The 14,843-nt window shown below is 60.2% G+C and carries 13 protein-coding genes; 9 read left to right on the top strand and 4 right to left on the bottom strand.

Features of this window, described 5'->3' with window-relative positions; all coding sequences use genetic code 11:
* Positions 1-54: 54 nt before the first annotated feature.
* Positions 55-546, bottom strand: coding sequence for a hypothetical protein (locus GVL52_RS31250; RefSeq protein WP_306440355.1), 492 nt, complete (start codon positions 544-546; stop codon positions 55-57).
* A gap of 340 nt (positions 547-886) precedes the next feature.
* On the opposite strand from GVL52_RS31250, the gene GVL52_RS08915 reads away from it, so the two are divergent.
* Positions 887-3,595, top strand: a complete 2,709-nt coding sequence (locus GVL52_RS08915; RefSeq protein ID WP_244619123.1) for a winged helix-turn-helix domain-containing protein — start codon at positions 887-889, stop codon at positions 3,593-3,595.
* A gap of 35 nt (positions 3,596-3,630) precedes the next feature.
* Here the strand turns inward: GVL52_RS08915 and GVL52_RS08910 are convergent, their stop codons facing one another.
* The 3 genes from GVL52_RS08910 to GVL52_RS08900 form a co-directional block, all read right to left on the bottom strand.
* Positions 3,631-4,260, bottom strand: a complete 630-nt coding sequence (locus GVL52_RS08910; RefSeq protein ID WP_160005981.1) for a pyridoxamine 5'-phosphate oxidase family protein — start codon at positions 4,258-4,260, stop codon at positions 3,631-3,633.
* Positions 4,261-4,312: 52 nt separating this feature from the next.
* Positions 4,313-4,990: an isochorismatase family protein gene (locus tag GVL52_RS08905; RefSeq protein WP_160005979.1), complete on the bottom strand. Its 678-nt coding sequence runs from the start codon at positions 4,988-4,990 to the stop codon at positions 4,313-4,315.
* A 202-nt stretch (positions 4,991-5,192) separates the two neighbouring features.
* The gene (locus GVL52_RS08900; RefSeq protein WP_160005977.1) at positions 5,193-6,164 is read right to left on the bottom strand and encodes an alpha/beta fold hydrolase; all 972 of its coding nucleotides are present in this window, start codon (positions 6,162-6,164) and stop codon (positions 5,193-5,195) included.
* Positions 6,165-6,444: 280 nt separating this feature from the next.
* Between GVL52_RS08900 and GVL52_RS08895 the strand changes: the two genes are divergently transcribed.
* The 8 genes from GVL52_RS08895 (at position 6,445) to GVL52_RS08860 (ending at position 14,827) form a co-directional block, all read left to right on the top strand.
* Complete coding sequence (locus GVL52_RS08895; protein WP_160005975.1) at positions 6,445-6,687, top strand: type II toxin-antitoxin system ParD family antitoxin; 243 nt, start codon at positions 6,445-6,447, stop codon at positions 6,685-6,687.
* Positions 6,684-6,977, top strand: a complete 294-nt coding sequence (locus tag GVL52_RS08890; RefSeq protein WP_160005973.1) for a type II toxin-antitoxin system RelE/ParE family toxin — start codon at positions 6,684-6,686, stop codon at positions 6,975-6,977. Before GVL52_RS08895 ends, GVL52_RS08890 begins: the two co-directional genes overlap by 4 nt.
* A gap of 536 nt (positions 6,978-7,513) precedes the next feature.
* Positions 7,514-8,560 carry a LacI family DNA-binding transcriptional regulator gene (locus GVL52_RS08885; protein ID WP_160005971.1) on the top strand — a complete coding sequence of 349 codons (1,047 nt, stop codon included), beginning with the start codon at positions 7,514-7,516 and terminating at the stop codon, positions 8,558-8,560.
* The gene (locus GVL52_RS08880) at positions 8,557-9,561 is read left to right on the top strand and encodes a Gfo/Idh/MocA family protein (RefSeq protein ID WP_160005969.1); all 1,005 of its coding nucleotides are present in this window, start codon (positions 8,557-8,559) and stop codon (positions 9,559-9,561) included. The genes GVL52_RS08885 and GVL52_RS08880 overlap by 4 nt, the downstream gene beginning before the upstream one ends.
* A 5-nt stretch (positions 9,562-9,566) precedes the next feature.
* Positions 9,567-11,180 (top strand): acyl CoA:acetate/3-ketoacid CoA transferase, encoded by a 1,614-nt coding sequence (locus GVL52_RS08875; RefSeq protein WP_160005967.1) that lies wholly within the window; start codon positions 9,567-9,569, stop codon positions 11,178-11,180.
* Positions 11,173-11,952: an enoyl-CoA hydratase/isomerase family protein gene (locus GVL52_RS08870; RefSeq protein WP_160005965.1), complete on the top strand. Its 780-nt coding sequence runs from the start codon at positions 11,173-11,175 to the stop codon at positions 11,950-11,952. Before GVL52_RS08875 ends, GVL52_RS08870 begins: the two co-directional genes overlap by 8 nt.
* Entirely contained in the window at positions 11,952-13,460 is a 1,509-nt protein-coding gene (locus tag GVL52_RS08865; protein WP_160005963.1) for an aldehyde dehydrogenase family protein, read from the top strand. Before GVL52_RS08870 ends, GVL52_RS08865 begins: the two co-directional genes overlap by 1 nt.
* A gap of 104 nt (positions 13,461-13,564) precedes the next feature.
* Positions 13,565-14,827 (top strand): ABC transporter substrate-binding protein, encoded by a 1,263-nt coding sequence (locus GVL52_RS08860; protein WP_160005961.1) that lies wholly within the window; start codon positions 13,565-13,567, stop codon positions 14,825-14,827.
* The last annotated feature ends 16 nt before the right edge of the window (positions 14,828-14,843 follow it).

The raw sequence follows: 14,843 nt of genomic DNA, 5'->3' as shown, positions 1-14,843 counted from the left end.
GTCTCTATCCAACGCGTAGAAACACGACCATCCGTCTCGTCCAACGATTGCGGCTCATAGACCGGTAAGGCTTTCTGGAAAACCAAACCCGGCGCACATCATTGCGCCGAATTCCCCGGCTTCATCGGGCCGAACTTTTCGCGTTTTCACGGCGCCTGGCGATAGAAAAGGGGCCTCGTCCGGGCCTCGCCTCAGCTTTGCCCATCCAGGACCATGAGGAGCCAACCCTTTCGACTGGATCCAACATTTCAACTCATCAGATGCAGCGTCAATGTTGACCTGCAAGAATCGGTTTCCCTGCCGATTTCTCATCCAGTTGTAGGCTTCGTCGAGATCTTTATTATCAGAGAGGCCGAGGATGCGGTTGAGGCCGATCGCAGGTGCGCTTGGAAGAGAGATCGCGCATCCAACATTCATGGGAACGCATTCGAATCGTTCTTCCTCCGGCAGTCGGCCTTGGGCGGCTTTATGTAGATCAATGAAAGCTTCGGCCTCGATGGCATCTTCTTTTGTAAGGCAGGGATAAGCAGAAGAACAAGGATCCAAGAGAGTGCTCCTAAGCAGAAGTTTTGCCGAAAGCGGTTAAATGAATTCTCGGGATAAAAATAGAATAATAGCAGCGCCGATCCCGAACATTTGTCCGAGCGCGGGATGCCGGTGACGAGGATATTCGCTGATGACTTCGACATTGGATGATTTCAGCGATCCAGACGATCATCCAATACCCTCAACGATCTGAGAAGAGGCATGGTACCTATCATCTTAGGCCAGCGTGCGGCGCAACCATCTCTCCAGACGCCTTGAAAATTGGCGAGTGCGGTGTAACGTCGAGCTTTTCTTGATTTGTGAGTGCATAGTGTCACACGATGGCAGGCCCCGAGCCTTATTGAAGCAAGCCGCCTACGAATTCGGCGATTTCCGTTTGCTGCCAGAGGCTCAGGCCCTCCTGCACAAGGGGAAGCCCGTCGCGCTCGGCGGGCGCGGGTTCGATATTCTGACCCTGCTCGTCGGACAGGCTGGCGAGGTGGTTAGCAAAGCCGAGCTGTTCGCGCATGTATGGCCGGACTATATCGTTCATGACCATAACTTGAAGGTGAATGTCGGTAACCTTCGGCGCGCGATGGCAGAACTCGATCCCGCCACGGAATTTATCGTGACGATCGCGGGCCGCGGCTATAAGTTCGTAGCCGCAGTGAAGAGCGATCCCCCAGCTGCAGCCCGGCACATTGCTTCCATCACAAGTCATCATACTGCCCCCCCGCAAGTGCGGAAGCTCCTCGGCCGCGATGACGCGATCCGGCTAATCTCAGAGCAGCTCGATCAACCGGGTTATGTCACAATAGTTGGTCCAGGCGGAGCCGGCAAAACGTCACTTGCGGTCACAGTTGCCCAGCATTGCCGCGGCGCGGACGAAGCGATTGCCTTTGTCGATCTCTCGACGCTCAGCGATCCCCGATTTGTGGTGCCCGCGATAGCCTCCGCTCTCGGCATTTCGCTGGGATTTGACGATCCGATCGCAGGCGCGATCGACGTCCTTCGTAGCAAGAAGCTGCTTCTGATCATCGATAATTGTGAGCACGTCATTGCGATGGCCGCGACGCTCGTCGAGCGGATATCATCAGAGGTTCCCGACGCCCGTATCATCGCGACGAGCCGCGAGCCGTTGCGAACGCGACATGAGCAAATCCATTTTCTCTCCGGGCTCGCCTATCCGGACCAATTGACGGCGCTTTCCGCGAGCGATGCGCTGCAGTTTCCGGCTGTCCAGCTCTTTATCACCAAGGCGCACGGCCCAGCCTTTACCGAACCAGCCGACGATTATGTCCGCAGTGTCGTATCGATCTGCACAAGGTTGGAAGGTTTGGCACTCGCGATCGAATTGGCCGCCGGCACAGCGGGCGTCCTCGCGCCCGAGGCAATCGAAGACCTCTTCAAGCATGGCTTTGATTCCATGAGCCGGGGAGCAAGAGATGCCCCCTTGCGCCACCAGACGCTGGAGGCCACCCTCGACTGGAGCTACCGGCTTCTCCCCGACCGCGAGGCTGTCTTGCTCGACCTGCTTTCGGTGTTTTCGGGCCGTTTCAACGCTGACGACGTGGAGGCCATGTATTCCGCCGGCGCTCTCGAGCCGATGACGGGACGCGATGCCCTGTCGCAGCTTGTGGCAAAATCACTCGTCTCTTCCCATTGTGATGGCGGGACCGTGCACTACAGACTGGCCGAAAGCACCAGCGCCTATGCTGCGCGGCGTCTCTTTGGCTCCCCATACAGGGAAAAAGCAAGACGACAATTCGCCATCAGGATTAGGGATAAGCTGCAGATCGCCGAACGGGAATGGTCCTCACAGACCTCTCGCGAATGGCTAGGGAAATATCGGAGACAGATCGACGATGTCCGCGCTGCGATCGGCTGGGCGTTCGATCCTGCGGGCGACGCTGAATTGGGCATCGAACTGGTGGTCGCTGCATTGCCCCTTTGGCAGGAGCTATCGGCGTTCAGGGAAATGCTGGCAGCAATCGACCTTGCAGGCGAAAACAGCGCGGCCCTAACAGGGTTGGCACCTCTCGGCCGAGCCAAGCTTTCCACGGCGCAGGCGTGGGCAATGACACTGGCGCGCCACATGCATCCGCAAACCGACAATGCCTGGCGCGACAGCATTCTCCATGCGACTGGATCTCGCGACGCCGAATTTCAGATACGCTCGGTGTGCGGACAAGCCGTTTTTCTTGCTTATTCCGGTCGGCCGCGCACGGCGTTACGCAGCATGAACGAATTTGCGGCAGCGAAGGGTCTGGACTGGACGACTGCGCCCGACGGCAAGCGCCTGCTGGCGCATATACAGATCTACGCAGGTGAGCTGTCTTCTGCATCCGCCCATTTAGGGACGCTGATGGACGACTGGGGTGACTTGGAAGATAGCCATGGACTGTCTCGGTTCCAGGTCGACTTGCCTGTTGCCATTCGTCTGTCTCAGGCATTTTTGTCCTGGTTGCAGGGTGACCCTGAACGTGCCTCCAGTCTGGCCGCCCATGCCATCGATCGCGCCGCCGAGCTCGATCACATGATATCGCTCGGCAATGCAATCTCGCTCGCGGCCCTTCCCATCGCCTTCGTGGAAGGTGACATGGAAACGGCTTTGCAGCTTCAGCGGCAGCTGACTGAGGTCAGCCGGCGTGAGAGCGTCGGCATTTACGAGGGAACAGCCAGGTTTTTTGCGGGCGCTGTCCAGCAGGCTCAAGGTGACAAAGCCGGTTTCACCTTGATGCAAGACAGCATCACAGGATTGCTCCGGGGAAGCTGGCGTGCCCACGTGCCATTCTATCGCAGTCTGATGGCGGAGGCCTATATTGCCCAGGGCGAGATGCAACTTGCGGAGAATAGTTTGCGCGCCGTGCTCACAGAAACCGGGATCCGTGAGGAGCGTTGGTGGCATCCGGATCTCTGGCGCGTCGCGGCAACGATTGAAGCCGGCAACGGGCGGCCACACACGGCGATACGCTATTTCCAAAAGTCATTGGATTGCGCGGGCTCCATCGGTGCGGGTGCCGCGACCAAGCGGACCCAGCGCGCTATGGTAGCAATGGACTTGCGCTGACCTGGTGTTCCACTCTCAGAGTTGTCGATCGCCGCTCAATCTTTTTGTCGGCCGTCGAGGCGCTCGTGGAGCGCCGCATTTTCTCTCTTAAGCTGGCTGACCATATCCAGAAGGTGCTGCGAGGCCGCCATAAACTCAGCTTCCGTGTACCGCGGCACGATATGCTGCGGACAGTTCCAGTCGTACGCCTCGAGCGTCAGTTTGAATATGCGTTCTGCCTTGGCGCCATAGTCACCGTCGGTGATTTTCGCCGTAAGAACAGGATCTGCGTCGAGTGCCAGCTTCTCAGCGCGGGCGTAAATCTTCAAACGGGTGCGGGCAGGATAATCCATCAGAAACAAGCATACCCGATCGTTCTCCGCCAGATTGCCGGTGCTGATATACTGGCGATTGCCTCGGTAATCGACGAAGGCAAGCGTGCGATCGTCAAGGACCTTCAGGAAGCCCGCAGGCCCGCCGCGGTGCTGGACATACGGCCATCCTGTTTCCGAAACCGATGCCATATAGAAGCTGTCGCGCTCGGTGATGAAAGCAGCTTCTCTGGCCGAGAACCGGTCGAATTCGCGGTGCCCCTTGAAGTCGGACCAGAGACGGTCCGCTCCCATTTCCGCTTGCGCCCTGCGAACTGCAGGGGTTAGCGCGATATCCATGAAACCATAAGTCATATCGTGTCTCGCTTCTGTGTTGTCAGTTCGTAGGGCGCCGGATGAGGACGACCTAGATTGCCTCTCGCGCTGCTTGCTGCGCGCGTGCGTAGCTCTCGGCCACGGCTGCATAGTTGGGCGCGACAAGTCCGTAGAGCTTGCCGAGTTCGGCAGCCTCTGGCCGCGCCCAGGTGCGGTGGAGTTCGGACAGCAATGCGTTGGTCGATGTCGGCTTGACGCCGCCCTGCACAAAGCGGGCAAGCGAAATGCGCGAGGCCATTTCGCTCGGGTCCCCTGACGCGTCGAGGACCGCGTAGACGTCGTAGCCTTCGGCGCGGGCGTCGAGCGCCGGAAACATTACGCAGACGCTGGTCCAGACGCCTGCCATGATGAGGGTCTTGCGGCCGGTCGAGCGAACCCGGGCGACGAAATCCTCATTGTCCCACGCATTTACTTCGCCCTTGCGCGGCACATAGACGGCATGTGGAGCTTTTTCGTGGATTTCGGGCATCAGCGGACCATTGGTGCCGGCAGGTTCCGAAGCGGTGGTGATCACCGGGATATTTAGCAGCGTGGCGAGCCTGGCCATCACTTCCACATTCCGGCGGAGATCGGCGATCGACATGTCCTTGACCGTCTGGAACAGCCCCGATTGGTGATCGAGAAGCAGGATAAGGGCGTCGGCGGGGTCGATGAGGGCCGCGCCGCCGCCGGTCGGAAGCACGCTCGACTTGGATTTGCTGTTGTACATGGTCGTTAGCCTTGCTTGAGCTTGAGTTGCTTGGTCAGGTTCCGGGCGACAAAGTCGCATATGATGGGGACTATCTCATCCGCCATGTACAAGAACGACCGAGAGGGATGGCGCGCCAGCTGCTTGGGCGCCCAAAATGGAATTGGTCATGTGTCTTCCTTTAAGGAGGTTGGCCGCGGGGCCGGCGACCCCGCGAGATGCGTTACTTGCAAAGCTTGCGGTCGAGAAAATCCCGGATGAGGGGCGCCATCACGTCGAGCTTGTCCTCAAGGGCAAAATGGCCGCTGTCGAGAATGTGCATCTCGGCGTTGGGGAGATCGCGAAGATAGGGATGCGCGCCGGGCTCTGGGAAGATCTTGTCATTCTTGCCCCACACAATCAGCGTCGGCGGCTGGTGATCGCGGAAGAAGGCCTGGAACTGCGGGTAAAGCGGCACATTGCTGCCGTAGTCGCCCAAGAGGTCGAGCTGGATGTCCTTGTTGCCAGGGCGGTCGAGCAAGGCCTGATCGACAACCCAGTTGTCTGGGCTGATATGCGCCACATCGCCCATACCATCGGTGTACTGGAACTTCGTGGTTTCGAGGGTAACCAGGCCGGCCAATGCTTCCCTGCGTTCCGGCGTTTTCTCGGCCCAGTATGCCTTGATCGGGTCCCAGAATGCCGCGAGGCCCTCGGTGTAGGCGTTGCCGTTCTGGACTATCAGCGTTTCAACCCGGTCGGGATGCTTGAGCGCCAGCCGGTATCCGATCGGTGCGCCGTAATCCATGACGTACATGCTGTAGCTGTTGGCTCCGACCTTTTCGCTGAACTTGTCGACAATGTTGGTCAGGTTGGCGAAGGTGTATTCGAACTTCGTATGGTCGGGAGCGTCACTCTGGCCGTAGCCGGGATAGTCGGGTGCGATCACGCGGTAGCGGTCGGCAAGCAGCGGAATGAGGTTGCGGAACATGTGCGACGAGGTCGGAAATCCGTGCAGAAGCAACAGAACCGGCGCGTCCTTCGGGCCGGCTTCGCGATAGAAGACCTTCACGCCGTCGATCATTGTGTTCTTGTACTGAATGACGGGAACGGCTTTCGCGGCGATGACCGTGTTGTTAGGCTCGCAGCCGGCTTCGGCCGCAGCGGGTGAGATGGCAATAAGAAGTGCGATGGCGCTAACGAGATGCTTTTTCATGATCCTCACCTTCCAAAATGGGTGCCGATCCACATCTGCACCTCTGGAAAAAGAATTAGCACCGCCGGTCATATGACCTGGGATAAATAAGGGTAAAAAGTCGAACAACCGGCCGTGGCTAACAGCACAACGAGCGTCGTGAGCCGTTCGGGAAAAAGCGTAAAAACTCAACCAAAGCGATGGCTTGGAGCTTTCACCCCTGCCAAGTTAGCGGCGCAAGCGATCATATTTGACAATCTTTGCCAAGGCCGGTTATGGTCTCTGCAAATGGAGTTCGCCAATGGCAACGATGAATGTATCTCTACCCGACCCAATGAAGGATTGGGTCGAGGCGCAGGCTAGAACCGGACGATATTCCAATGCTAGCGATTACGTGCGCGATTTGATCCGACGCGACCAAGCGCGGAATGACAAGATCGCGGCCATGCAGAGCTTCGTCGATGCTGGGCTCCAAAGTGGGTCCGGTATCCGATCCAAGGATGAACTCTTTGCCGAGGCAGTGGCTCGTGCCAAGAAATCATGAGCTTTAAGCTCTCTGTCGAGGCGGAAGAGGATATCATCGCGATCGCCGAACAAGGTGTCCGTGTATTCGGAGTCGGGGAGGCGCATCGCTATCACGATGACCTTTTCGCTTTACTGGATATGATATCCGATAATCCATGCATCGCGCGCGAAAGAAATGAGATTGACCCGCCTGTCAGAATTCATCCGTTCAAGGCGCATCTCATTGTCTATCGGTTAGACGAAGACGGGACAATTTTCATCATACGAATTCGCCACGGGCATGAAGATTGGGCAAGCAATTCAATATAGCCTGATGGGCGAAGGTGCGACCTTGAAGGGCTCGACAATGCAATAGCTGTGCTGACCACGGGAGTAGTCAGTTCGATTATCTTGCAGATCAGATCGCACCCTAGGAAATGGTCAGAAGCAGTATGCGTCTCGAAAGAGCGTGGTGAACGATTGGAGAAGGTGAGCGTGCAGTTCACTCCGAACTGACCTCTCGCCCCTGTTGTTTGAGCGCGCAGACCTTGCGAGGTGTGGATCTTATCGTCGCCGTCATCCGGCGGGTGACCTCGTGGGTCCATAGGGGCAAGAGTATTTGGATCGTTCCAATTAAATGTTGCCTCTCGCTGCATTTCGGAGCGCTCTCCTCTGCTTTTTCACAGCCCTGTCTGGAAGCTCGAAGAGAGATGACAGTGTTTTATGTAAGTTAATACAATTACTTCACCAAAGGACAGGTCCTGTCGTTCCGCTCCATCGGCGTCTACGCCACAAAGCCACTTGACATTATTGGAACGTTCCAATTATTAACAATGCTTATTGGTGGAGGCCAAGGGAGGTGTTTCATGGGCAAGGGACGGGTCACCGTCATTGACATCGCGAAGGCTGCCGGCGTTTCGAAGTCGACGGTATCGCTGGTGCTGCAGGCGTCGCCCCTGGTCAATGAGACGACCCGTAGCAAGGTCAACGCTGTGATGCGCGAACTTGGCTATGTCTATAACCGGGGCGCGGCCAATCTACGTCAGGCCAATGCCCAGTCGAAAATCATCGGCATTGTCGTCAACGACCTGACCAACAGCTTCTTTGCCGAACTTGCCGTCGGCGTCGATACGGTCGTGCAGTCCGCCGGCTTCGTTCAGTTTCTCTCCAACACCAGCGAAAGCATCGATCGTCAGCGCGAGGTCATTGCCTCGATGCGCGAACATGGTGTCTCCGGCCTGATCGTATCCCCGGCGCGCGGCACCGAGACGATCGATATGAAGCCGCTGGTGGCGGCCGGCATTCCCGTCGTGCTGGTGGTTCGCAGTGTCCCTGGCGCCAAGGTGTCGTCGCTGGTCTCGGACAACCATGCGGGAACCCGCGCGGCGGTCGAGCATCTGGCGGGGCTGGGGCATCGGCGCATTGCCTTCGTTGGTGGCTTTCCCGACACCGCCGTTTTCGACGAGCGCCTTGGCGGCTACCGCGAGGCGATGTCGAAGACGAATGTGGGATTCCAGAACGACTTGGTCGTGTCGTCGGCACCATCCCGGGCAGGGGGCGTGGACGCTTTCATGCGCGCAATGACGATGGCCGAACCACCGACGGCAGCTGTCTGCTTCAATGATGCGGTTGCCTTTGGCGTATGCGACGGACTGCGCGCCCGACGTCTCGAACCCGGCAAGGATTTTGCCGTCGTCGGCTTCGACGATGTGATCGAGGCAAAGACCACGGTACCAGCCCTGACCACCATTTCGGTCGATCCGCAGGGGATCGGCCAGCGCGCTGCGCAGATGCTGCTGAAGCAGATCAACGCCGGCAAGCCGGAAGCAGAATCGGTTGTCAGCTCGGTTCGCCTAGTGGTGCGTGAGAGCTGCGGCGCGACAGACAACAGGCCTGGGAGGAAACTGGCATGACGGTTCGTTGGGGTTTGATCGGCGCAAGCACGATCGCGCGCGAATGGGTGATCGGGGCAATTCGCGCCACCGGCGGCGAAGTCCTCTCCGTCATGAGCTCCAGCCCCGAGAGAGCCCGTGACTATGCGGCCGAAAACGGCATTGCCAAGCCGGTCACTGATATCGCGGCGCTGCTTGCGGATACCGAGATTGATGCGGTCTATATCTCGACGACAAACGAGCTGCATTGCGCCCAGGCTGTCGCCGCCGCCCAGGCCGGCAAGCATATTCTCTGTGAGAAGCCGCTAGCGCTGTCGCTCGATGATGCCCATGCGATGGCTAAAGCCGCCGAGGCGGCTGGTGTCGTGCTGGCCACCAATCATCATCTGCGCAATGCGGCCAGCCACACGGCTATGCGCGATGCGATTGCTGCCGGCAGGATCGGCAAACCGCTGTCCGCGCGGGTGTTCCACGCCGTCTATCTGCCGCCGCATCTGCAGGGCTGGCGGCTCGACAAGCCACAAGCCGGCGGCGGCGTCATTCTCGATATCACCGTCCACGACACCGATACGCTGCGATACGTGCTGGGCCGCGATCCGGTCGAAGTGATCGCATTCTCGCAGGCTGGTGGAATGGGCAAGGAAGGCCTTGAGGATGCTGTCATGGGCGTGATGCGTTTCGAGGACGAGATCATCGCGCAGTTCCACGATGGCTTCACCACCAAATACGCCGAAACCGGCTTCGAGGTTCACGGAACCGAGGGCTCGCTGATCGGCCGCAACGTCATGACCCAGCGCCCCGATGGAACGGTTACCCTGCGAAACGCCGAGGGCGAACATGAACTGCCAGTTGCCGGCGGCAACCTCTACGAGACTGCGCTCGCAGCGTTTCATGCCGCGGTATCCGGCGCGGGCAAACCGTCAGCCACAGCCGAGGACGGCATCTGGTCGCTGGCAACGGGCCTTGCGGTGGCGCAAGCCGCGCGAAGTGGCGTGGCCGTGCCGGTCAAGACGGGGCTTTGAGAGAGATGAGCAAGCACATTACCCCGGCCGAAGCCGCAGCCCTGATCCCCGACGGCGCCGTCGTCTCGGTCTCCTCGTCGAGCGGGCTTGGCTGCCCCGATTTGATGCTCAAAGCCATCGGTGAGCGGTTCGAGTCCACAGGCCACCCGCGCGACCTCACGACGCTGCATCCGATCGCTGCCGGCGATATGAGCGGCATAAAGGGCATCGACCATATCGCCCGGAAAGGCCTGCTGAAGCGGATCATCGGAGGCTCCTATCCGTCAGGCCCATCGACAGCAGAACCGCCTTTGATCTGGCAGATGGTTACCGGCAACGAGATCCCGGCCCACAATATTCCGTCGGGCATTATGTTCGACATGCACCGGGAGGCGGCCGCCAAACGCCCCGGCGTGCTGACCAAGATCGGCCTCGATACCTTCGTCGATCCCAAGCGCCAGGGCTGCGCGATGAACGCGATCGCCGGCGATGAACCGGTGGTCAAGCGCGTCTCATTCGAGGGCGACGACTGGCTGTATTTCCCCTCGATCATCCCTGATGTGACCATCATTCGCGCCACGACAGCCGATGAGCGCGGCAATCTCACCTACGAACACGAGGGCGCCTACCTCGGCGGCCTCGACCAGGCGCTCGCCGCCCGCAACAACGGCGGCATCGTCATCGCCCAGGTCAAGCGCATCACCAAGCAGGGATCGCTGAAGCCGCATGACGTGCGCGTGCCCGGCATGCTTGTTGACTACATCATCGTCGATCCGGAGCAGAAACAGACCACCCAGACGCTTTACGACCCTGCCATCTCAGGCGAGATCTTCCGGCCTCTCGATACGTTCCGTGTGCCGGAGTTCAACATCCAGAAGGTCATCGCCCGCCGCGTCGCGCAGGAGCTGCAGGCCAATAGCTGCGTCAACCTCGGTTTCGGCATTTCGGCCAACGTGCCGCGCATCCTGATGGAAGAGGGCCAGCACGGCGCCGTGACCTGGGTGATCGAACAGGGTGCCGTCGGCGGTGTACCGCTGCTCGACTTCGCCTTCGGCTGCGCTTCGAATGCCGATGCCTACATGCCATCGCCCTACCAGTTCACCTATTTCCAGGGCGGTGGCTTCGATGCATCGCTGCTGTCCTTCCTCGAGATCGGCAGGGACGGCTCGGTCAACGTCTCGAAACTCTCCTTCCGGCCGCATGTGACGGCCGGCGCCGGTGGCTTCGTCGATATCACCGCAAGGGCGAAGAAGATCGTCTTCTCGGGCATGTTCAATGCCGGTGCCAAGCTGGCGATCACCGAGGGCAAGCTTGTGATCGAAAAAGAGGGCAAACTGAAGAAACTGGTCAACGAGGTCGAGCACGTCACCTTTTCCGGGCGCCGGGCGATCGAACAGGGGCAGGACATCACCTATGTCACCGAGCGCTGCGTGATGAAGCTCACGCCCGATGGCATCGTCCTCACCGAGATTGCGCCGGGCATCGATCTGCAGACCGATATTCTCGACCAGTCCGAATTCCCGCTTGTCGTCGCCAAGGACCTCAAGGTTATGGACGCGGCGCTCTTTTCGGAAGAGCTGATCGGGCTGTCGCTCCCGGTGAAAAGCGCCCGCATTCTGGAGGGCACCTTCCATGGCTAGCGGAACAGTGCGCGTCGAGATCGACGGCCACCTCGCCATCATGACGGTATCGCGGCCGGAGAAGCTGAACGCGCTCGATCTCGACATGCTGAAGGCGCTCGCTGCCGCCAGTGACGCGGTCGAGGCCAACCCGACGGTTCGCGTGGCGATCCTCACCGGCGAAGGCAAGGCCTTTTCGGCGGGCGGCGATATCAAGGCCTGGGGCCATATGGAAGCGCAGGAGTTCGGGCACGCCTGGGTGCGCTACGGGCACCGCGTTTTCGAACGGCTGGCAACGTTGCGTGTGCCGCTGATCGCGGCACTCAACGGCCATGCGCTTGGCGGCGGACTGGAACTTGCAGGCGCCGCCGATATCAGGATCGCCGAAGAGCAGATCAAGATCGGCCTGCCGGAAACGGGCCTCGGTATGATCCCCGGCTGGTCGGGCACACAGCGTCTCGTCAAGCGGTTCGGCGCGCAGATCGTGCGCCGGATGGCGCTCGGCGGTGAGATCTTCACCGCCGACGAAGCCCGTCAGTTCGGCGTTGTCGATATGGTTGTCGGGACAGGCACGGCGGTCGAGGCCGCCAGAGATTATGCACGGCGTGTGGCCGCACGTGGCCCGGCGGCACTGGAGATTGCCAAGCTGATGATCGCTTCGGCCAATGGAGAGGACAACGGCACGGCGGTCGAGGCGCTCGGTTCAATTCTGGTCGCGAAAACCGCTGACCTCAGAGAGGGCGTTGCCGCATTCAGCGAGAAGCGCCCGGCACAGTTCAAGGGAGAATGGTAATGACAGTTCTGGTGAACCCGAAGGCGCTGACCGATCAGAAGGTGCGCGACTTCAAGATGCTGATCGACGGCAAGTGGCTCTCCGGTAATGGCGCGCCGATCGAGCGCGTCGCCCCAAGCCACGGCGTCGTCGTCAGCCGGTTTCAGGCTGGCACCAAGGCTGATGCCGAGCGCGCCATCGCCGCTGCCCGCAAGGCGTTCGACACCGGCCCATGGCCACGGATGACGGCGTCGGAGCGCTCCGCGATCCTGCTGAAAGCGGCCGATCTGATCGCCGCACGGGCCGATGAGCTTGCCTATCTCGATGCAATCGAAGCCGGAAAGCCGATCACCCAGGTCAAGGGCGAGATCGGCGGATCGGTCGATATCTGGCGCTATGCGGCGGCCTTGGCGCGCGATCTGCACGGCGAGAGCTACAACACGCTCGGTGACGGCACGTTAGGCGTGGTGCTGCGCGAGGCGATCGGTGTCGTGTCGATCATCACGCCGTGGAATTTCCCGTTCCTGATCGTCGGCCAGAAACTCCCGTTTGCGCTTGCCGCCGGCTGCACCTGCGTCGTCAAGCCGTCCGAACTCACATCCGGCTCGACCGTCCTCCTCGGCTCGATCCTGCAGGAGGCGGGTGTTCCCGATGGCGTGGTCAATATCGTCACCGGTACGGGTGCTGAGGTCGGCGCGGTCATGACCTCGCATCCCGATGTCGATATGGTTTCCTTCACCGGTTCGACCGGCATTGGTAAGCTGACGATGACCAATGCGGCGCAGACGCTCAAGAAGGTCTCGCTCGAACTCGGCGGCAAGAACCCGCAGATCGTCTTCCCGGATGCCGACCTCGACGGCTTCATCGACGCGGCTGTGTTCGGCGCCTACTTCAATGCCGGCGAATGCTGCAATGCCGGTTCGCGGCTGATCCTGCACAAGAGCATCGCCAAGGACGTCGTTGCCCGCGTCGCGGCGCTGGCCAAGAACGTCAAGGTCGGCGATCCGCTGGATCCGACAACGCAGGTCGGCGCGATCATCACGCCGCAGCATTTCGACAAGATCGCCGGCTATGTCGCGGCGGCCAAGAGTGCAGGCGCTGAAGTTGCACATGGCGGCGAGGCGCTCGATCTCGGCATGGGCCAGTTCATGGCGCCGACGATCCTTTCGGAGGTGACACCCGGCATGACGGTCGCCCGCGAGGAGGTGTTCGGCCCGGTTCTGTCGGTGCTGACCTTCGAGACCACGGAAGAGGCAATCGAGATTGCCAACTCCATCGACTACGGCCTGTCCGCCGGTGTCTGGAGCAAGGATTTCGACACCTGCCTGACGGTTGGACGCCGGGTGCGGGCGGGCACCGTGTGGATGAACACCTTCATGGACGGCGCCTCCGAGCTTCCGTTCGGCGGTTACAAGCAGTCCGGCCTCGGCCGCGAACTCGGCCGCCATGCGGTCGAGGACTACACGGAGACGAAGACGCTCAACATGCATATCGGCAGCCGCACCAACTGGTGGATGCCGCGCAGCTAAAGGCTGGCCCAAAGCCGGCTTGCAGAAACCACGCTCGAGGAGGGCGGGGGATACGGAACGGGAATGGGTCCCGTTTCGCGAACTTGAAAACGGGAGGTTTTCAAATGCGCAGGTTTCTAACGGCGACCGCAATGGTCGCATTGGCAATGGGTGCCTCGGGCGGCTTGGCACGCGCTGATGATGTAAAAGAAGTTCAGATGCTGCATTGGTGGACATCTGGTGGCGAGGCTGCGGCCCTCAACGTTCTGAAGGGCGATCTGGCGAAGGAAGGCTATGCATGGAAAGACGTGCCGGTCGCCGGCGGCGGCGGCGATGCTGCCATGACTGCACTGAAGGCGATGGTTGCCGCCGGCACCTATCCGACGGCTTCGCAGATGCTCGGCTACACCGTGCTCGACTACGCCCAGGCCGGCGTCATGGGTGACTTGACCGAAACCGCCAAGAAGGAAGGCTGGGACAAGTCCGTCCCGGAAGCGCTGCAGAAGTTCTCCGTTTATGACGGCAAGTGGGTCGCAGCGCCCGTCAACGTTCACTCGGTCAACTGGCTGTGGATCAACAAGGCTGTGATGGACAAGATCGGCGGCACCGAGCCGAAGACCTTCGACGACCTGGTAACCCTGCTCGACAAGGCCAAGGCTGCCGGCGTCACGCCGCTGGCCCTTGGCGGTCAGAACTGGCAGGAAGCGACGATGTTTGACTCGGTCGTCCTCTCGACCGGCGGGCCCGAGTTCTACAAGAAGGCCTTCAACGAGCTCGACGAGACATCTCTGAAATCAGACACGATGAAGAAGTCGTTCGACAACCTCGCAACGCTGATCAAGTATGTCGATCCGAACTTCTCGGGCCGCGACTGGAACCTTGCGACCGCCATGGTCATCAAGGGCGATGCGCTTGTGCAGGTGATGGGCGATTGGGCCAAGGGCGAGTTCGTGGCGGCCAAGAAGACGCCGAACACCGACTTCCTTTGCTACCGCTTCCCGGGCACCGATGGCAGCGTGATCTACAACTCCGACATGTTCGGCATGTTCAACGTGCCTGACGATCGCAAGGCTGCCCAGGTGGCGCTGGCAACTGCAACGCTGTCGAAGAGCTTCCAGTCGGCCTTCAACGTCGTCAAGGGTTCGGTTCCGGCCCGTACCGACGTTCCGGATACCGACTTCGACGCCTGCGGCAAGAAGGGCATCGCCGACCTGAAGGCTGCCAACGAGGGCGGCACGCTGTTCGGCTCGCTGGCACAGGGCTACGGCGCCCCTCCGGCTGTCGCCAACGCCTACAAGGACGTCGTCTCAAAGTTCGTCCACGGCCAGATCAAGACTTCCGATCAGGCCGTCGAAGAACTCGTGAAGGCCATCGACGACGCCAAGTAATTTCAGCGAAGCACGG

It is taken from the genome of Rhizobium sp. 18055, from assembly GCF_902706285.1.
Lineage (GTDB): Bacteria > Pseudomonadota > Alphaproteobacteria > Rhizobiales > Rhizobiaceae > Rhizobium.
This window is presented reverse-complemented; position numbering and strand designations above follow the sequence as displayed.

Coding starts and splice junctions, on each gene's coding strand:
- GVL52_RS08910 (WP_160005981.1), bottom strand. CDS start 4,260: ATGACTTATGGTTTCATGGATATCGCGCTAACCCCTGCAGTTCGCAGG.
- GVL52_RS08905 (WP_160005979.1), bottom strand. CDS start 4,990: ATGTACAACAGCAAATCCAAGTCGAGCGTGCTTCCGACCGGCGGCGGC.
- GVL52_RS08900 (WP_160005977.1), bottom strand. CDS start 6,164: ATGAAAAAGCATCTCGTTAGCGCCATCGCACTTCTTATTGCCATCTCA.
- GVL52_RS08895 (WP_160005975.1), top strand. CDS start 6,445: ATGGCAACGATGAATGTATCTCTACCCGACCCAATGAAGGATTGGGTC.
- GVL52_RS08890 (WP_160005973.1), top strand. CDS start 6,684: ATGAGCTTTAAGCTCTCTGTCGAGGCGGAAGAGGATATCATCGCGATC.
- GVL52_RS08885 (WP_160005971.1), top strand. CDS start 7,514: ATGGGCAAGGGACGGGTCACCGTCATTGACATCGCGAAGGCTGCCGGC.
- GVL52_RS08880 (WP_160005969.1), top strand. CDS start 8,557: ATGACGGTTCGTTGGGGTTTGATCGGCGCAAGCACGATCGCGCGCGAA.
- GVL52_RS08875 (WP_160005967.1), top strand. CDS start 9,567: ATGAGCAAGCACATTACCCCGGCCGAAGCCGCAGCCCTGATCCCCGAC.
- GVL52_RS08870 (WP_160005965.1), top strand. CDS start 11,173: ATGGCTAGCGGAACAGTGCGCGTCGAGATCGACGGCCACCTCGCCATC.
- GVL52_RS08865 (WP_160005963.1), top strand. CDS start 11,952: ATGACAGTTCTGGTGAACCCGAAGGCGCTGACCGATCAGAAGGTGCGC.
- GVL52_RS08860 (WP_160005961.1), top strand. CDS start 13,565: ATGCGCAGGTTTCTAACGGCGACCGCAATGGTCGCATTGGCAATGGGT.